This is a genomic window from Chryseobacterium daecheongense, assembly GCA_027920525.1.
GTDB lineage: Bacteria > Bacteroidota > Bacteroidia > Flavobacteriales > Weeksellaceae > Chryseobacterium > Chryseobacterium proteolyticum.
In genome coordinates, this window is the sequence record CP115858.1 from 3,510,856 (window position 1) to 3,525,785 (window position 14,930).

Consider the following 14,930-nt stretch of genomic DNA (forward strand, 5'->3'; position numbering starts at 1 on the left):
TTGATTTAGGTTAAATGGATCTTGGCGAATAAGGAGTTAACAGGTATCCCTTTGCCAATTCGATAAATTCTCTTTCCTGCTCATTAGCCCATTCCTCTGAATGTCCGTTTTCTTTTGCGATAATAGAAGCAATCTTATGTGCACTGTCGATTGCTGCTCTTGCATCTAAAAATAAAAGACGGACTCTTCGGGCCAGGATGTCCTCAATGGTTTCTGCCATTTCCTGACGGATTGCCCAAATTGCTTCAGCAACTGTGAATGGATGATCAGGATGTATTTTTTCTGAAAATTCAGGATTGCTCTGCTGTAGTTTTTTGATTTCCGGAATGTCTGATCCGTAAACATACAAATGATTGCTTCTGTCTACCGTTTCAGGTTTTACATTTCCATGAATCGAAAGATGTTCTGTTTTGGATGTAGTTGTTCCCAGATGGTGAACTTTCATCGCTTCATCGATAGTATCTTCTGCCATTTTTCGATAGGTAGTCCATTTTCCTCCGATAATGGAAACCAATCCTGTATCGGATGTTACCACTTTATGGCTTCTCGAAACTTCTTTTGTGCTTTTGCTTCCATCCTTTGGTGCGGCAAGCGGCCGAAGTCCTGCAAAAACAGATTTTACATCTTCCCGAGTAGGTTTTTTTGCTAAATATTGTCTTGCTGTATTTAAAACAAACTTAATTTCTTCTTCCAATGCTCGTGGCTCAAAACTTTCACTTTCCAATAATGTATCGGTTGTTCCTACAAGCGCTCTGTCGTGCCATGGAACGACAAATAAGACCCTTCCGTCAGAAGTTTTCGGAATCATAATGGCGTCGTCACTTTTCAAGAAGGACTTATCCAGTACCAAATGAATACCCTGGCTTGGAACAACGAATTTTCCATGTTTCGGGTTGTTCATATTCAGGATATCATTCGTGAAAACTCCTGTCGCATTAATGACTACTTTTGCGTGGATTTCAAATTGCTGCTTAGTAAACTGATCTTCAGCGATTACACCGATTACTTTATTGGAACTGTTTTTTATCAGGTTAATTACTTTAACATAATTAACTGCTGTGCCTCCTTTTTCAATAATGGTCTGGGTTAAATTAACAGCCAATCTCGCGTCATCAAACTGCCCGTCCTGATATACAACCCCGCTTGCCAGATTTTTCTGTTCAATCGTCGGAAGTTTTTCAACTGTTTTTGATTTGCTGATATATTTTGTTTTACCTAAGCTTAATTTCCCTGCCAGAAAATCGTAAATCGAAAGTCCTATTTTGTAATAAATTCCTCCCCACCATGTATAATTAGGAATAATAAATGATTGATTTTTTACCACATGGGCTGCATTTTTTGCCAATAATCCCCTTTCCTTCAATGCCTCTTTTACCAAACCGATATCTCCCTGTGCCAAATATCTTACGCCGCCGTGTACCAGCTTTGTACTTCTGCTGGAAGTAGCTTTCGCGAAATCGTGAGATTCCAGCAGTAATGTTTTAAACCCTCTGCTTACTGCGTCCAATGCCGAACCTAAACCGCTTGCTCCTCCACCAATGACTAAAAAGTCCCATTCTTTTACGGTGGTTAATTTGCTGAGTTCTTCATTTCGTTTCATAATGTTTCGTTAAGTTTCGAATTCAAAGCTAGTAATTAAAAATGAAAGTAAAAAGAAAATAAGTGAAATTTTATGTTCTTGGAAAAAAACAATAACTTTGGGGAAAGAAAAAGAATGGAAAAATTAATACCAAGGCATACTGAGATACTGCAGGAGCTGGAAAAGAAAGATTATGTTCTCGTGCAGGAATTATGCGAAAAGTATAATGTTTCTTCCGTTACCATTCGAAAGGATCTGAACTATTTAGAAAGCTTGGGTCTTCTTTTTCGAAATCATGGAGGTGCAAGCAAGCATGTGAGGTATGCGTATGAAAAGAACGTAGATGAAAAGGAGAATATTAATGTAGAGGCTAAGCAGAATATTGCCAAGGCGGCAGTGAAACTTATAGAAGAAAACGATTGTATTATTCTGGCTTCAGGAACTACAATGCATTATCTGGCAAGGATGCTGGTGAATTTCGGCCGTCTTACTGTGCTTACGTCATCGCTGAGAGTGGCATTGGAGTTATGCAATAATCCTAATATAAATATTATACAATTGGGGGGTGAGGTTCGTAAAAGTTCTACATCGATCGTGGGCTCTATATCCGAAACAATTCTTGCTCAGTTTTCATGCAATAAATTATTCCTGGGGGTAGACGGCATTGATATGGATTTTGGAATCAGTACTTCCAATGCAGCTGAAGCACATCTCAATCAATTAATGATAGAATGTTCCGATAAAGTGATGATATTGGCGGACTCATCCAAACTAAACAAAAAAGGCTTCGGTAAGATTTCTTCTTTAGATAAAATAGATTATCTGATTACCGATGATGGCATACTAGAAGAGGATAAAAAGAGGCTCGAAGAAATAGGTCTGAGTGTTATCACGAAGTAGCCATGCTATGTTCTATGCTCTGGTTAGATTCGGGCTTGAAAAGTAATTTATTTTGTAAACGACTAAAAATCAAAATATTTTGCTGTAAAAATTTGTCAATCTAAAAATTATCCATAAATTTGCACACTCATTTTAGGGGAAAAGTATGCCCATCTCAAACGTGGAAATTACTTAGCTTGCTGAAAATGAGGATAAATAAAGGATAAATTTTATTATAACATAAACAATGTCAGGTATTATTGGTAAAAAAATCGGTATGACGTCTTTGTTTAACGAAGAAGGAAAAAACATTCCTTGTACAGTTATTCAAGCTGGTCCGTGCTCGGTTTTACAGGTCAGAACCATTGAAAAGGACGGTTATAAGTCAGTTCAATTAGGTTTCGATGACAAGAGTGAAAAGAACGTTGGTAAAGCGTTAGCTGGCCATTTTAAAAAGGCTGGTTCTGCTCCTAAAGCTAAATTGGTAGAATTCTACAGAGAATTCGTTGATGAAGTAAAAGTAGGAGAAGAAGTAAAAGTTGATTTATTCGCTGAAGGTGAGTATGTTGACGTAACAGGGACTTCAAAAGGTAAAGGCTTCCAGGGTGTTGTTAAAAGACACGGATTTGGAGGTGTAATGCAGGCAACTCATGGTCAGCACAACAGACTTAGAGCTCCAGGTTCTATCGGTGCTGGTTCAGACCCTTCAAGAGTATTCAAAGGGATGAGAATGGCTGGAAGAATGGGAGGTAAGCAGGTAACTGTTCAAAACCTTCAAGTATTAAAAGTGGATCAAGAACAAAATCTTTTAGTAGTAAAAGGTGCTGTTCCGGGAGCTAAAAATTCTTATGTAATTATCAGAAAATGGAACTAGTAGTATTAAATACATCAGGAAAAGAGACCGGAAGAAAAGTAACTCTAGACGAAACAGTATTCGGAATTGAGCCAAATCAGCACGCGGTTTACTTAGAAGTTAAGCAATATCTTGCCGCTCAGAGACAAGGTACTCATAAATCAAAAGAAAGAAGCGAAATTACGGCTTCTACTAAAAAGCTTAAGAAGCAAAAAGGATCTGGATCTGCTAGATATGGTGATATTAAATCTCCAACATTCAGAGGTGGAGGTAGAGTATTCGGACCTAAGCCAAGAGACTACAGATTCAAATTGAATAAAGCTCTTAAGAGATTAGCAAAAAAATCTGTTTTATCTCAGAAATTGAGAGATAACAGTATTAAAGTATTAGAGGCTTTCAATTTCGAAACTCCTAAAACTAAAGAGTTTATCAACATCAATAACGCTTTAGGATTCGAAGGTAAAAAATCTCTTTACATCTTAGATGAAGCAAACAAAAATGTTTATTTATCTTCAAGAAACCTACCTAAGACTAAAGTTCTTGCTTATAACGAAATTAGTTCTTATGACCTAATCAATGCAGGTGAGATCGTATTCTTAGAAGGTGCTATCGAGAAATTCCAAGAAAATTTAAAGAAATAAGTCATGTCTATTATTATTAAACCAGTTATTTCAGAAAAGGCTAATTACCTTACAGATTTAAGAGGTTCTTATTCTTTCTTAGTGGATACTAAGGCGAATAAAATCCAGATCAAAAAAGCTGTTGAAGCAGCTTACGGTGTAAAAGTAGCAGACGTTAACACAATGATTTATGCTCCGAAGGTTTCTTCGAAATACACTAAAAAAGGTCTTCAAGTAGGAAAGACAAACAAATTGAAAAAAGCGGTAATCAAACTTGCTGAAGGTGAGGTTATCGATATTTTTGCTGTAAATTAATTATTAATTATAAATAATAGTAATGTCTGTTAGAAAATTAAAACCTATCACCCCGGGACAGAGATTCAGAATTGTAAATAATTTTGAGGAAATTACTACCAACAAACCAGAGAAATCTCTAACAGTTGGTATTAAAAAGTCAGGTGGACGTAACCAAACAGGTAAAATGACCATGCGTTACACCGGAGGTGGACACAAAAAGAAATACAGAATTATCGACTTCAAAAGAAACAAACATGATGTTGAAGCAACGGTAAAATCTGTAGAATACGATCCAAACAGAACTGCATTTATCGCTTTATTAGAGTACGCAGATGGAGAGAAGAGATATATCATCGCTCCAAACGGTATTAAAGTTGATCAAAAGGTGATTGCAGGAGAAAGCGTAGAGCCAAATATCGGTAACGCAATGAAATTGAAAAATATTCCATTAGGTACTGTTATTTCTTGTGTTGAAATGAAGCCTGGACAAGGTGCTATTTTAGCAAGAAGTGCTGGCTCTTCAGCTCAATTAACTTCAAGAGACGGAAAATATGCAATCATCAAATTGCCTTCAGGAGAATCTAGAATGATCCTTACTGAATGTTATGCAATGATTGGATCTGTTTCTAACTCTGATCACCAATTAACAGTATCAGGAAAAGCTGGTAGAAGCAGATGGTTAGGTAGAAGACCAAGAACAAGAGCGGTTGTAATGAACCCGGTAGATCACCCAATGGGTGGTGGTGAAGGACGTTCTTCAGGAGGTCACCCAAGGTCTAGAAACGGTAAACCGGCTAAAGGTTACAAAACTAGAAAGAAAAACAAAGTGTCTAACCGTTACATCGTATCTAAAAGAAAATAATTATGGCAAGATCACTTAAAAAAGGACCGTTCATTCATCATACTTTAGATAAGAAGGTTCAGGCAAATATAGAGTCTGGTAAGAAGACAGTTATCAAAACTTGGTCTAGAGCATCGATGATCTCTCCGGACTTCGTAGGACAAACTATTGCTGTACATAACGGGAAATCTTTTATCCCTGTATATGTTACAGAAAACATGGTTGGTCACAAGTTAGGCGAATTTTCTCCAACAAGATCTTTCAGAGGTCATGGTGGTAACAAAAACAAAGGAAGCAGATAATCATGGGATCAAGAAAACAAGATAGTTCAATCGCAAGAAAAGAAGCTAACAAAGACGTTGTAAAGGCTTCATTAAACAATTGCCCGTCTTCTCCAAGAAAAATGAGATTAGTTGCTGATATCATCAGAGGAGAGCAGGTAGATAAAGCTCTTTATATCCTTAAATATTCTAAAAAAGAAGCATCTAACAAGTTAGAGAAATTACTTCTTTCTGCTATGGCAAACTGGCAGACGAAAAACGAAGGTTCGGATATAGAAGAAGCTAACCTTATCATTAAAGAAATATTCGTGGATAGTGCAAGACAATTGAAGAGACTAAGACCAGCTCCACAAGGTAGAGGTCATAGAATCAGAAAAAGATCTAACCACGTTACACTAATCTTAGGTAATAAAGAAAATTAATCAAGGTATGGGACAGAAGACAAATCCAATTGGTAACAGATTAGGTATCATCAGAGGATGGGATTCTAACTGGTTTGGTGGAAACGATTATGGAGACAGAATCGCTGAAGACTACAAAATCAGAAGATACCTTGAAGCTAGATTATCTAAAGGTGGAATTTCAAAAATCTTTATTGAAAGAACATTAAAATTAGTTACAGTTACTATTACTACTGCTAGACCGGGACTTATCATCGGGAAAGGAGGTCAGGAAGTTGATAAATTGAAAGAAGAGTTGAAGAAATTGACTGGTAAGGATATTCAGATCAACATTTTCGAAATCAAAAGACCTGAGCTTGATGCAGTATTAGTTGCTGATAGCATTGCTAAGCAAATTGAAAACAGAATTTCTTACAGAAGAGCTGTTAAAATGGCTATTGCAAGCACAATGAGAATGGGTGCAGAAGGTATCAAAGTTCAGATCTCTGGTAGATTGAACGGAGCTGAAATGGCAAGAAGCGAATCTTTCAAAGACGGAAGAATTCCTTTATCTACTTTCAGAGCTGATATCGATTACCACATTGCAGAGGCTCATACTACTTATGGTAGACTTGGGGTTAAAGTTTGGATTATGAAAGGTGAAGTTTATGGTAAAAGAGAACTTTCTCCTTTAGTAGGACAACAGAAAAAAGGACCTTCAGGAGGAGGAAACAGAGGAGACAGAGATAACAGAAGACCTTCAAGAGATAAAAAAAATAATTAATAAAATTTTAGAGGATAGTTTTTAAATGACCGTTACTTTTTTAAAATCTAAATTCTAAAATCTAAAATTTAAGAAATTATGTTACAACCAAAAAGAACCAAATTCCGTAGAGTTCATAAGATGAAGATGAAGGGGATTGCTCAGAGAGGTAATCAACTTGCTTACGGAACTTTCGGAATCAAAGCTACAGAAGGAGCTTGGATCACTGCAAGACAGATTGAAGCTGCGCGTATCGCTGCGACAAGATATATGAAGAGAGAAGGTCAACTATGGATCAAAATTTTCCCGGATAAGCCAATTACTAAAAAACCAGCTGAAGTAAGGATGGGTAAAGGTAAAGGTGCTGTGGAATATTGGGTAGCTGTAGTAAAGCCAGGTAAAATTATGTTTGAAGTGGGTGGTGTACCTTACGAAATCGCTAAGGAAGCTTTAAGACTTGCTGCTCAGAAATTACCGGTAGTGACCAAATTTGTAGTTGCGAACGATTTTGTTAAACCTCTATAATCTTTGAATACAATGAAAAAAGCTGAAATTAAAAATCTAAGCGCAGAAGATATTCAAGCTAAATTGACTGAAGCTAAAGCTGAGTTCTCTAAAATGAAATTAGCTCACAAAATCAGTCCTCTTGAAAATCCAATTCAAATCAGAGATTTGAGAAAGACAATCGCAAGACTAAATACAGAGTTAACCACTAAACAACAATAAGATTTTCATACATTATGGAAAGAAACTTAAGAAAAGAAAGAATCGGAATAGTTTCCAGCAATAAAATGGAAAAGACCATTGTTGTAAGTGAGACTACTAGAGTGAAACACCCGATGTACGGTAAATTCGTATTAAAAACGAAAAAATATACTGCACACGACGAAAACAACGAATGCACAGAAGGAGATACAGTTCTTATCCAAGAAACTAGACCAATGAGCAAGAGTAAAAGATGGAGATTAGTAAGAATCATTGAAAAAGCTAAGTAATGTTACAAACAGAATCAAGATTAAAAGTTGCTGATAACACAGGTGCTAAAGAAGTATTGGTTATCAGAGTTCTGGGAGGAACCAGAAGAAGATATGCTTCAGTTGGTGATAAAATCGTAGTTACGATCAAAGATTCTACACCATCAGGAAATGCTAAAAAAGGTCAGGTATCTAAAGCTGTAGTAGTAAGAACTAAAAAAGCAGTTAGAAGAAAAGATGGATCATACATCAAATTCGAAGATAACGCTTGTGTATTACTAAACGCAGCAGGAGAAATGAGAGGAACACGTGTTTTCGGACCTGTGGCTCGTGAGTTGAGAGACAAAGAATATATGAAAATCATTTCATTAGCTCCTGAAGTACTTTAATTTTAAAAATTTTTAAAAGAAAATGTCAAAGTTAAAAATAAAAAGAGGAGATAACGTAATCATTACTACTGGTAAGAAAGATATCAAAGGTAAGACTGGTGAAGTTATTGAAGTGATCAAAAAAGAAGGTAGAGACCCTAGAGTAATTGTTGCAGGACTTAACATCATTAAGAAACACGTTAAGCCTTCAGCTTCAAATCCTCAAGGAGGAATCGTTGAAAGAGAAGCTTCTATTCATATCTCAAATGTAGCTTTAGTTGGTAAAGACGGTAAAGCTGTAAAAGTAGGTTACAAAACTGAAGGAGATAAGAAGGTAAGAATCAACAAAAAAACGGGTGAAACTTTATAATTTTAAATAACACATGGAATATATAGCAAGACCCAAGAAAGCATATAAAGAAACAATTGTTCCTGCAATGATGGAAGAATTTGGGTACAAATCTGTAATGCAGGTGCCTAAATTGGAAAAAATCATCTTATCTCAAGGATTAGGTGATGCTACTGCAGACAAAAAGATCATTGATTATGCTGTAGAAGAACTTACAAACATTACTGGTCAAAAGGCCGTAGGTACTATCTCTAAGAAAGACGAAGCTGCTTTCAAATTGAGAAAAGGAATGCCTGTAGGAGCTAAAGTTACTTTAAGAGCGAATAAAATGTATGAGTTCTTAGACAGACTTACTTCTTCTGCTTTACCACGTATTAGAGATTTTTCTGGTATCAAAGCTGATGGTTTCGATGGTAGAGGTAATTATAACTTAGGTATTACTGAGCAAATTATCTTCCCTGAGATCGTAATCGACAAAGTGAAAAAAATCCAAGGGATGGACATCACTTTCGTTACAACTGCGAAAACAGATAAAGAAGCGAAAGCATTATTAACTCACTTCGGTTTACCATTTAAAAAGAACTAAGAAATGGCTAAAGAATCAATGAAAGCGCGTGAGCGCAAAAGAGAAGCACTAGTTGCTAAATACGCTGACAAAAGAAAAGCTTTAAAAGAAGCTGGTGATTATGAAGCACTTCAGAAATTACCTAAAAATGCTTCTCCTGTAAGATTACACAACAGATGTAAACTAACAGGTAGACCAAGAGGATACATGAGAACGTTCGGAATTTCCAGAGTAACTTTCAGAGAAATGGCAAACAACGGTCTTATCCCAGGAGTTAAAAAGGCTAGTTGGTAATCATTAATCAATAATCGGGACAATTAAGTTGTCTGGATACTAAAGAAAAAAATATCAGACCTAAGATTTCTGAAGTCTGATATTTTACTCTTCAAGTCCTTTCAATACTGATTGTTCTTCAACCAATAATTTAAAATAGAAAAATGGTAACAGATCCAATTTCAGATTTCCTAACCAGAGTAAGGAACGCACAAAGCGCAGGCCACAAAGTGGTGGAAATTCCTGCATCGAAAATCAAAAAGGAGATTACGAAAATCTTATTTGATCAAGGGTATATCTTAAACTTCAAGTTTGAAGATAACGCTGTTCAAGGGACTATCAAAATCGCTTTAAAGTATGACAAGCAAACTAACAAACCAGCTATTAAATCTATCCAGAGAGCTTCAAGACCAGGTTTGAGACAGTACAAAGGTTCTGCTGAACTTCCACGAGTATTGAACGGTTTGGGTGTAGCTATTATCTCTACTTCAAGAGGAGTAATGACAGATAAGAAAGCTAGAGAAGAGAAAGTAGGCGGTGAAGTAATCTGCTATGTTTATTAATTTTTAATCAAAGGAAAATGTCAAGAATTGGTAAAGCAATTATAACAATTCCTGCTGGAGTTACCATCACTGAAAATAACAGTGTAGTAACTGTAAAAGGTCCTAAAGGAGAACTTACTCAGGAACTTACAGAAGGAATTACTTTAGAACAAAAAGATGGAGAACTGAATGTAAACAGACCATCTGATTCTAAACAACACAGAGCGCTTCACGGTTTATACAGAGCGTTAATCAACAACATGATTGTTGGTGTATCTGCAGGTTTCGAAAAGAAACTAGAACTTGTAGGGGTAGGATATAGAGCATCTCACTCAGGTCAAAAACTTGAGTTGGCTTTAGGATTCTCTCACGGTATTACATTAGAGCTTCCTAGCGAAGTTAAAATTGATACATTGACTGAAAAAGGTAAAAACCCAATTATTACTTTAACGTCTTTCGACAAGCAACTTCTTGGAATGGTGGCTGCGAAGATCCGTTCATTCAGAAAACCTGAACCATACAAAGGAAAAGGTGTAAGATTCGTAGGTGAAAATGTTAGACGTAAAGCTGGTAAATCTGCTTAATAAATTATAAGAAAATGGCATTAAGTAAATTAGAAAAAAGAATAAGAATCAAAAGAAGAGTAAGAGGAAAAATCTCTGGATCTTCTGAATTGCCAAGATTATCGGTATATAAGAGTAATAAGGAAATTTACGCTCAGTTAATCGACGATAAAGATGGTAAAACTTTAGTAGCTGCTTCTTCAAGAGAGAAAGGAGTAGACGCTAATGGAACTAAAATTGAAGTTTCTGCTGCTGTTGGTAAAGCTATCGCTGCTAAAGCTATCGCTGCAGGAATTGAAAATATTGTGTTTGATAGAAACGGTTTCGTATACCATGGAAGAGTGAAAGCTCTAGCTGATGGTGCGAGAGAAGGTGGACTTAAATTCTAATCATTAAATTTCGGAAAATATGTTAGGACTAGATAATATAGAAAGAGTAAAACCGGGAGGATTAGAATTAAAAGATCGTCTCGTAGCTGTAAACAGAGTAACAAAAGTAACTAAAGGGGGTAGAGCTTTCGGCTTTTCTGCTATTGTAGTTGTTGGAAATGAAGATGGAATTATTGGTTACGGTTTAGGAAAATCTAAGGAAGTTGCTTCTGCAATTGCTAAAGCAGTTGAAGATGCTAAGAAAAACCTTGTGAAAGTTCCTGTAATGAACCACACTATTCCTCACCAAACTACTGCTAGATACGGTGGTGCAGATATCTTCTTAAGACCTGCTTCTCACGGTACAGGACTTATCGCCGGTGGTGCGGTAAGAGCGGTATTGGAATCTGCTGGTATTCACGATATCCTTTCAAAATCTAAAGGATCTTCTAACCCTCACAACGTGGTGAAAGCTACTTTCAAAGCATTGTTAGACATCAGAAGACCTGAGGAAATTGCAAGAATGAGAGGAGTTTCTTTAACTAAAGTGTTTAACGGTTAATATAAAAACAATGGCAACAATTAAAGTAAAGCAAGTAAGAAGCGCTATTGGAAGAACGAAAACCCAAAAGAGAACGCTTGAAGCATTAGGATTTAAGAAACTTCACCAAGTTGTAGAGCACGAAGCTACGCCTTCTATTTTAGGAATGATAGCTGCAGTTAGTCATTTACTTGAAGTTCAAAAATAATTTTAAAAAGAAATTAAAATGAATTTAAACAACATAAAACCTGCTGCAGGTTCTACTTTTAATTCAAAAAGAATTGGTAGAGGACAAGGTAGTGGAAAAGGAGGTACTTCTACAAAAGGACACAAAGGTCAGAAATCTAGAGCTGGTTATTCTCAGAAGATCGGTTTCGAAGGTGGACAGATGCCTTTACAAAGAAGATTACCGAAATTTGGTTTCAAAAATGTAAACAGAAAAGAATATAGAGCTATTAACCTGGACTCTATCCAAACTTTAATAGAAAATAAATCTATCACTGGAGATATTACTAAAGAAGTTTTGGTAGCAAACGGTTTAGCTACTAAAAACGAAATAGTGAAAATTATGGGTAGAGGAGAATTGAAATCTGCGGTTTCAATCTCTGCTGACAAATTCACTAAATCTGCTGAAGAGCTTATTGCTAAGGCAGGTGGAAAAGCAATTACATTATAATAGTAACTAATGAAAGAATTTATACAAACCCTCAAAAATATTTGGAGCCTAAAGGAATTAAGAGATAAAATTCTTTTTACGTTAGGTATTATCCTTGTGTATAGATTCGCATCTTATATCTCTCTACCTGCAATTAACCTTGCACAAGTAGGAGATCTCTTAGAGCATTATAAAAGTCAAGGCGGTAACAAGCAAGGAGCAGGTCTCCTTGGCTTGCTTTCGTCGTTTACAGGGGGGGCTTTCAGCCACGCTTCTGTTATGGCACTTGGTATAATGCCTTATATTTCAGCTTCTATTATTGTTCAGTTGATGGGGATGGCTATTCCTTATCTTCAGAAACTTCAGAAAGATGGAGAGTCAGGTAGAAATACATTGAATCAAATTACAAGATGGTTAACAATCGGTGTGTGTTTAGTACAAGCACCTTCTTATTTAACTTCTATTACTCAATTATTTTTACCATATGCTCAGTTCCAGTCTGCATACTATGTAGAGCCAAATTCTATCATGTTCTGGTTACCAAGTATTGTTATTTTGGTTGCCGGTTCAGTATTTGCAATGTGGCTAGGTGAGAAAATTACCGATAAAGGAATAGGAAATGGTATTTCTATCCTTATTATGGTAGGTATCTTATCTAGACTTCCAGAAGCATTTGTTCAGGAAATGGCCGTGCAGAACGGAAAAGGAGGGATGGGATCTATTATGATCCTTATTGAGGTGATATTCTGGATGTTGGTTGTTCTTTTAGCAGTAGTGTTATCTGTTGCTGTGAGAAAGATTCCAATTCAATATGTAAGCAGAGCACAAGCAAGAGGAGGTGTAAATAAAAATCTTATGCAGGGAGCAAGACAGTGGATCCCATTGAAAGTTAACGCTGCCGGAGTTATGCCAATTATCTTTGCTCAGGCATTGATGTTTGTTCCAGGTTTATTAACTAAATTTGATGAATCCAATACTTTTCTTGCAGGTTTCAAGAATGTTTTTAGCTGGCAGTACAATGTATTGTTTGCATTACTGATTATAATCTTTTCATTTTTCTATACTGCAATTACAATTCCGGTGAACCAAATGGCCGATGATTTAAAGAGAAACGGAGGTTTGGTACCGAAAGTAAGACCAGGAAAAGAGACGGCTGATTATTTAGATGATATTTTATCTAAAATTACCTTGCCAGGTGCAATATTTTTATCTATCTTTGCAATCCTTCCGGCAATTGTACACGGAAGCTTAGTTCAGACAGATGCGTTCGCCCTATTTTTCGGGGGAACGTCACTATTGATTATGGTTGGAGTTATTTTAGATACTGTTCAACAGATTAATACATATCTGCTGAACCATCATTATGATGGCTTAATGCAGTCTAAATTATCAAGAACGACTGGATATTAATTTATGGCGAAACAAAAACATATTGAACAAGACGGCGTAATAACGGAAGCACTTTCGAACGCTCAGTTCCGTGTAGAGCTAGAAAATGGGCATATACTTATAGCTCATATTTCTGGTAAAATGAGAATGCATTATATTAAACTTTTACCTGGAGATAAGGTAAAACTAGAAATGTCTCCCTATGATTTGACAAAAGGGAGAATTACTTTTAGATATTAAACAAACGCCAAATGGAGTCTTCGGGTTTCCATTTGGCTATTGTTAAAAAATAAATACTATCAAATGAAAGTTAGAGCATCAATTAAGAAAAGAAGCGCTGATTGCAAAATTGTACGCAGAAAAGGTGTACTTTTTGTGATCAACAAGAAGAACCCAAAATTTAAACAAAGACAAGGCTAATATTAAATTATGGCGAGAATTGCAGGTATTGATTTACCAAAAAACAAAAGAGGCGTTATCGGTTTAACTTATATTTATGGGGTGGGAAGAAGTACTTCTTCTGAAATCCTTAAAGCTGCCGGTATCAGCGAAGACAAGAAAGTCAACGAATGGAATGACGATGAATTGGCTGCAATTAGAACTTATATCTCTGAAAACATTAAAGTAGAAGGAGAATTACGTTCTGAAGTGCAATTGAACATCAAGAGATTGATGGACATAGGATGCCAACGAGGAATACGTCACAGACTAGGACTACCTTTAAGAGGCCAGAGAACGAAAAACAACTCTAGAACCCGTAAAGGAAAGAGAAAAACTGTTGCTAACAAGAAAAAAGCTAGTAAATAATCGTTAGGAATTATGGCAAAACAAACTAAAGTAGTTAAGAAAAGAAAAGTAAAAGTTGAAGCTATTGGTGAAGCGCATATTCAGGCTTCTTTCAATAACATCATCATTTCTTTAACAAATAAAAGCGGAGAAGTTATCTCTTGGGCATCTGCCGGTAAAATGGGATTCAGAGGTTCTAAAAAGAATACTCCATTTGCTGCTCAAATGGCAGCAGAAAATTGCTCTAATGTTGCTCATGAAGCTGGATTAAGAAGAGTAAAGGTGTTTGTGAAAGGTCCTGGGGCAGGTAGAGAATCTGCAATCAGAACTATTCACAATTCAGGAATTGAAGTTAGCGAAATCATTGATGTGACTCCAATGCCGCACAATGGATGTAGACCACCAAAAAGAAGAAGAGTTTAATTTTTAGAATTTACCCATTATGGCAAGATATATTGGACCTAAAACTAAGATTGCTAGAAAGTTTGGTGCTGCAATCTACGGAGATGATAAAAACTTCGAGAAAAGAAAAAACCAACCGCCAGGACAACACGGTCCTAACAAAAGAAGAGGTGCTAAGAAATCAGAATATGCAGTTCAGTTAGCTGAAAAACAAAAAGCTAAATATACTTATGGTATTTTAGAAAGACAGTTTGCAAACTTATTCGATAAAGCACACAGAAGTAAAGGTGTAACAGGTGAAGTTCTATTACAACTTTGCGAATCTAGATTGGATAACGTAGTATACAGATTAGGTTTTGCTAAAACCAGAGCTGGTGCTAGACAATTGGTTTCTCACAGACACATCACTGTGAATGGAGAACTGGTAAACATTCCATCTTATTTGCTTAAAGCTGGTGATGTAATTGCAGTAAGAGAAAAGTCTAAGTCTCTTGAAGTAGTTACTGATGCATTAGCTTATAAAGCAAACTATGAGTGGTTACAATTCAACGATGAGAAGAAAGAAGGTACTTTCGTATCTGCGCCTGAAAGAATCCAGATTCCGGAGGAGATCAAGGAACAGCTTATCGTCGAACTTTACTCTAAATAATTTTTTAATCAAA

28 protein-coding genes are annotated in these 14,930 nt (G+C 36.2%); 27 read left to right on the forward strand and 1 reads right to left on the reverse strand.

Annotated features, from left to right (window positions below):
• Nucleotides 1-10: 10 nt before the first annotated feature.
• On the reverse strand, nt 11-1,600 hold the full coding sequence (locus PFY10_15560) for a glycerol-3-phosphate dehydrogenase/oxidase (GenBank protein WBV55641.1): 1,590 nt from the start codon (nt 1,598-1,600) through the stop codon (nt 11-13).
• A 114-nt stretch (nt 1,601-1,714) separates the two neighbouring features.
• Here PFY10_15560 and PFY10_15565 point away from each other — a divergent pair, with 114 nt between their 5' ends.
• The 27 genes from PFY10_15565 (at nt 1,715) to rpsD (ending at nt 14,917) form a co-directional block, all read left to right on the forward strand.
• Nucleotides 1,715-2,479 carry a DeoR/GlpR family DNA-binding transcription regulator gene (locus tag PFY10_15565; GenBank protein ID WBV55642.1) on the forward strand — a complete coding sequence of 255 codons (765 nt, stop codon included), beginning with the start codon at nt 1,715-1,717 and terminating at the stop codon, nt 2,477-2,479.
• Between the two features lie 226 nt (nt 2,480-2,705).
• A complete protein-coding gene (gene rplC, locus PFY10_15570; protein ID WBV55643.1) occupies nt 2,706-3,332 on the forward strand; it encodes a 50S ribosomal protein L3 in 627 nt (208 codons plus the stop codon).
• On the forward strand, nt 3,323-3,952 hold the full coding sequence (gene rplD, locus PFY10_15575; protein WBV55644.1) for a 50S ribosomal protein L4: 630 nt from the start codon (nt 3,323-3,325) through the stop codon (nt 3,950-3,952). Before rplC ends, rplD begins: the two co-directional genes overlap by 10 nt.
• A 3-nt stretch (nt 3,953-3,955) precedes the next feature.
• Nucleotides 3,956-4,246: a 50S ribosomal protein L23 gene (gene rplW, locus PFY10_15580; protein ID WBV55645.1), complete on the forward strand. Its 291-nt coding sequence runs from the start codon at nt 3,956-3,958 to the stop codon at nt 4,244-4,246.
• 22 nt (nt 4,247-4,268) lie between these two features.
• Nucleotides 4,269-5,090 (forward strand): 50S ribosomal protein L2, encoded by an 822-nt coding sequence (rplB, locus tag PFY10_15585; protein WBV55646.1) that lies wholly within the window; start codon nt 4,269-4,271, stop codon nt 5,088-5,090.
• A 2-nt stretch (nt 5,091-5,092) separates the two neighbouring features.
• Nucleotides 5,093-5,371, forward strand: a complete 279-nt coding sequence (rpsS, locus tag PFY10_15590; GenBank protein ID WBV55647.1) for a 30S ribosomal protein S19 — start codon at nt 5,093-5,095, stop codon at nt 5,369-5,371.
• Between the two features lie 2 nt (nt 5,372-5,373).
• Nucleotides 5,374-5,772, forward strand: a complete 399-nt coding sequence (gene rplV / locus PFY10_15595) for a 50S ribosomal protein L22 (GenBank protein ID WBV55648.1) — start codon at nt 5,374-5,376, stop codon at nt 5,770-5,772.
• Nucleotides 5,773-5,779: 7 nt separating this feature from the next.
• Nucleotides 5,780-6,514: a 30S ribosomal protein S3 gene (gene rpsC, locus PFY10_15600; GenBank protein WBV55649.1), complete on the forward strand. Its 735-nt coding sequence runs from the start codon at nt 5,780-5,782 to the stop codon at nt 6,512-6,514.
• Between the two features lie 78 nt (nt 6,515-6,592).
• Nucleotides 6,593-7,018, forward strand: a complete 426-nt coding sequence (rplP, locus tag PFY10_15605) for a 50S ribosomal protein L16 (GenBank protein ID WBV55650.1) — start codon at nt 6,593-6,595, stop codon at nt 7,016-7,018.
• Nucleotides 7,019-7,030: 12 nt separating this feature from the next.
• Complete coding sequence (rpmC, locus tag PFY10_15610; GenBank protein WBV55651.1) at nt 7,031-7,219, forward strand: 50S ribosomal protein L29; 189 nt, start codon at nt 7,031-7,033, stop codon at nt 7,217-7,219.
• Nucleotides 7,220-7,230: 11 nt separating this feature from the next.
• On the forward strand, nt 7,231-7,488 hold the full coding sequence (rpsQ, locus tag PFY10_15615; GenBank protein WBV58952.1) for a 30S ribosomal protein S17: 258 nt from the start codon (nt 7,231-7,233) through the stop codon (nt 7,486-7,488).
• Nucleotides 7,488-7,856: a 50S ribosomal protein L14 gene (gene rplN, locus PFY10_15620; GenBank protein WBV55652.1), complete on the forward strand. Its 369-nt coding sequence runs from the start codon at nt 7,488-7,490 to the stop codon at nt 7,854-7,856. Before rpsQ ends, rplN begins: the two co-directional genes overlap by 1 nt.
• A 22-nt stretch (nt 7,857-7,878) precedes the next feature.
• On the forward strand, nt 7,879-8,205 hold the full coding sequence (gene rplX, locus PFY10_15625; protein WBV55653.1) for a 50S ribosomal protein L24: 327 nt from the start codon (nt 7,879-7,881) through the stop codon (nt 8,203-8,205).
• A gap of 13 nt (nt 8,206-8,218) precedes the next feature.
• On the forward strand, nt 8,219-8,770 hold the full coding sequence (rplE, locus tag PFY10_15630) for a 50S ribosomal protein L5 (protein WBV55654.1): 552 nt from the start codon (nt 8,219-8,221) through the stop codon (nt 8,768-8,770).
• A gap of 3 nt (nt 8,771-8,773) precedes the next feature.
• Nucleotides 8,774-9,043 (forward strand): 30S ribosomal protein S14, encoded by a 270-nt coding sequence (gene rpsN, locus PFY10_15635; protein ID WBV55655.1) that lies wholly within the window; start codon nt 8,774-8,776, stop codon nt 9,041-9,043.
• Nucleotides 9,044-9,186: 143 nt separating this feature from the next.
• Nucleotides 9,187-9,585 carry a 30S ribosomal protein S8 gene (gene rpsH, locus PFY10_15640; protein ID WBV55656.1) on the forward strand — a complete coding sequence of 133 codons (399 nt, stop codon included), beginning with the start codon at nt 9,187-9,189 and terminating at the stop codon, nt 9,583-9,585.
• 17 nt (nt 9,586-9,602) lie between these two features.
• A complete protein-coding gene (gene rplF, locus PFY10_15645) occupies nt 9,603-10,148 on the forward strand; it encodes a 50S ribosomal protein L6 (GenBank protein WBV55657.1) in 546 nt (181 codons plus the stop codon).
• Nucleotides 10,149-10,162: 14 nt separating this feature from the next.
• Nucleotides 10,163-10,516: a 50S ribosomal protein L18 gene (gene rplR, locus PFY10_15650; GenBank protein WBV55658.1), complete on the forward strand. Its 354-nt coding sequence runs from the start codon at nt 10,163-10,165 to the stop codon at nt 10,514-10,516.
• 19 nt (nt 10,517-10,535) lie between these two features.
• On the forward strand, nt 10,536-11,057 hold the full coding sequence (rpsE, locus tag PFY10_15655) for a 30S ribosomal protein S5 (protein ID WBV55659.1): 522 nt from the start codon (nt 10,536-10,538) through the stop codon (nt 11,055-11,057).
• 10 nt (nt 11,058-11,067) lie between these two features.
• Complete coding sequence (gene rpmD, locus PFY10_15660) at nt 11,068-11,244, forward strand: 50S ribosomal protein L30 (GenBank protein ID WBV55660.1); 177 nt, start codon at nt 11,068-11,070, stop codon at nt 11,242-11,244.
• Between the two features lie 18 nt (nt 11,245-11,262).
• A complete protein-coding gene (rplO, locus tag PFY10_15665) occupies nt 11,263-11,712 on the forward strand; it encodes a 50S ribosomal protein L15 (GenBank protein WBV55661.1) in 450 nt (149 codons plus the stop codon).
• Between the two features lie 9 nt (nt 11,713-11,721).
• Nucleotides 11,722-13,101: a preprotein translocase subunit SecY gene (secY, locus tag PFY10_15670; protein WBV55662.1), complete on the forward strand. Its 1,380-nt coding sequence runs from the start codon at nt 11,722-11,724 to the stop codon at nt 13,099-13,101.
• A gap of 3 nt (nt 13,102-13,104) precedes the next feature.
• Nucleotides 13,105-13,320 (forward strand): translation initiation factor IF-1, encoded by a 216-nt coding sequence (gene infA / locus PFY10_15675; protein WBV55663.1) that lies wholly within the window; start codon nt 13,105-13,107, stop codon nt 13,318-13,320.
• 63 nt (nt 13,321-13,383) lie between these two features.
• Complete coding sequence (gene rpmJ, locus PFY10_15680; protein ID WBV55664.1) at nt 13,384-13,500, forward strand: 50S ribosomal protein L36; 117 nt, start codon at nt 13,384-13,386, stop codon at nt 13,498-13,500.
• 9 nt (nt 13,501-13,509) lie between these two features.
• The gene (gene rpsM / locus PFY10_15685) at nt 13,510-13,887 is read left to right on the forward strand and encodes a 30S ribosomal protein S13 (protein WBV55665.1); all 378 of its coding nucleotides are present in this window, start codon (nt 13,510-13,512) and stop codon (nt 13,885-13,887) included.
• Nucleotides 13,888-13,899: 12 nt separating this feature from the next.
• Nucleotides 13,900-14,289 carry a 30S ribosomal protein S11 gene (gene rpsK / locus PFY10_15690; protein WBV55666.1) on the forward strand — a complete coding sequence of 130 codons (390 nt, stop codon included), beginning with the start codon at nt 13,900-13,902 and terminating at the stop codon, nt 14,287-14,289.
• 19 nt (nt 14,290-14,308) lie between these two features.
• Nucleotides 14,309-14,917 carry a 30S ribosomal protein S4 gene (gene rpsD, locus PFY10_15695; protein WBV55667.1) on the forward strand — a complete coding sequence of 203 codons (609 nt, stop codon included), beginning with the start codon at nt 14,309-14,311 and terminating at the stop codon, nt 14,915-14,917.
• Nucleotides 14,918-14,930 lie beyond the last annotated feature (13 nt).

What these genes read in the sequence shown, in the direction of transcription:
- PFY10_15560 (WBV55641.1), bottom strand. Translation starts at nt 1,600, where the DNA reads ATGAAACGAAATGAAGAACTCAGCAAATTAACCACCGTAAAAGAATGG.
- PFY10_15565 (WBV55642.1), top strand. Translation starts at nt 1,715, where the DNA reads ATGGAAAAATTAATACCAAGGCATACTGAGATACTGCAGGAGCTGGAA.
- rplC (WBV55643.1), top strand. Translation starts at nt 2,706, where the DNA reads ATGTCAGGTATTATTGGTAAAAAAATCGGTATGACGTCTTTGTTTAAC.
- rplD (WBV55644.1), top strand. Translation starts at nt 3,323, where the DNA reads ATGGAACTAGTAGTATTAAATACATCAGGAAAAGAGACCGGAAGAAAA.
- rplW (WBV55645.1), top strand. Translation starts at nt 3,956, where the DNA reads ATGTCTATTATTATTAAACCAGTTATTTCAGAAAAGGCTAATTACCTT.
- rplB (WBV55646.1), top strand. Translation starts at nt 4,269, where the DNA reads ATGTCTGTTAGAAAATTAAAACCTATCACCCCGGGACAGAGATTCAGA.
- rpsS (WBV55647.1), top strand. Translation starts at nt 5,093, where the DNA reads ATGGCAAGATCACTTAAAAAAGGACCGTTCATTCATCATACTTTAGAT.
- rplV (WBV55648.1), top strand. Translation starts at nt 5,374, where the DNA reads ATGGGATCAAGAAAACAAGATAGTTCAATCGCAAGAAAAGAAGCTAAC.
- rpsC (WBV55649.1), top strand. Translation starts at nt 5,780, where the DNA reads ATGGGACAGAAGACAAATCCAATTGGTAACAGATTAGGTATCATCAGA.
- rplP (WBV55650.1), top strand. Translation starts at nt 6,593, where the DNA reads ATGTTACAACCAAAAAGAACCAAATTCCGTAGAGTTCATAAGATGAAG.
- rpmC (WBV55651.1), top strand. Translation starts at nt 7,031, where the DNA reads ATGAAAAAAGCTGAAATTAAAAATCTAAGCGCAGAAGATATTCAAGCT.
- rplN (WBV55652.1), top strand. Translation starts at nt 7,488, where the DNA reads ATGTTACAAACAGAATCAAGATTAAAAGTTGCTGATAACACAGGTGCT.
- rplX (WBV55653.1), top strand. Translation starts at nt 7,879, where the DNA reads ATGTCAAAGTTAAAAATAAAAAGAGGAGATAACGTAATCATTACTACT.
- rplE (WBV55654.1), top strand. Translation starts at nt 8,219, where the DNA reads ATGGAATATATAGCAAGACCCAAGAAAGCATATAAAGAAACAATTGTT.
- rpsN (WBV55655.1), top strand. Translation starts at nt 8,774, where the DNA reads ATGGCTAAAGAATCAATGAAAGCGCGTGAGCGCAAAAGAGAAGCACTA.
- rpsH (WBV55656.1), top strand. Translation starts at nt 9,187, where the DNA reads ATGGTAACAGATCCAATTTCAGATTTCCTAACCAGAGTAAGGAACGCA.
- rplF (WBV55657.1), top strand. Translation starts at nt 9,603, where the DNA reads ATGTCAAGAATTGGTAAAGCAATTATAACAATTCCTGCTGGAGTTACC.
- rplR (WBV55658.1), top strand. Translation starts at nt 10,163, where the DNA reads ATGGCATTAAGTAAATTAGAAAAAAGAATAAGAATCAAAAGAAGAGTA.
- rpsE (WBV55659.1), top strand. Translation starts at nt 10,536, where the DNA reads ATGTTAGGACTAGATAATATAGAAAGAGTAAAACCGGGAGGATTAGAA.
- rpmD (WBV55660.1), top strand. Translation starts at nt 11,068, where the DNA reads ATGGCAACAATTAAAGTAAAGCAAGTAAGAAGCGCTATTGGAAGAACG.
- rplO (WBV55661.1), top strand. Translation starts at nt 11,263, where the DNA reads ATGAATTTAAACAACATAAAACCTGCTGCAGGTTCTACTTTTAATTCA.
- secY (WBV55662.1), top strand. Translation starts at nt 11,722, where the DNA reads ATGAAAGAATTTATACAAACCCTCAAAAATATTTGGAGCCTAAAGGAA.
- infA (WBV55663.1), top strand. Translation starts at nt 13,105, where the DNA reads ATGGCGAAACAAAAACATATTGAACAAGACGGCGTAATAACGGAAGCA.
- rpmJ (WBV55664.1), top strand. Translation starts at nt 13,384, where the DNA reads ATGAAAGTTAGAGCATCAATTAAGAAAAGAAGCGCTGATTGCAAAATT.
- rpsM (WBV55665.1), top strand. Translation starts at nt 13,510, where the DNA reads ATGGCGAGAATTGCAGGTATTGATTTACCAAAAAACAAAAGAGGCGTT.
- rpsK (WBV55666.1), top strand. Translation starts at nt 13,900, where the DNA reads ATGGCAAAACAAACTAAAGTAGTTAAGAAAAGAAAAGTAAAAGTTGAA.
- rpsD (WBV55667.1), top strand. Translation starts at nt 14,309, where the DNA reads ATGGCAAGATATATTGGACCTAAAACTAAGATTGCTAGAAAGTTTGGT.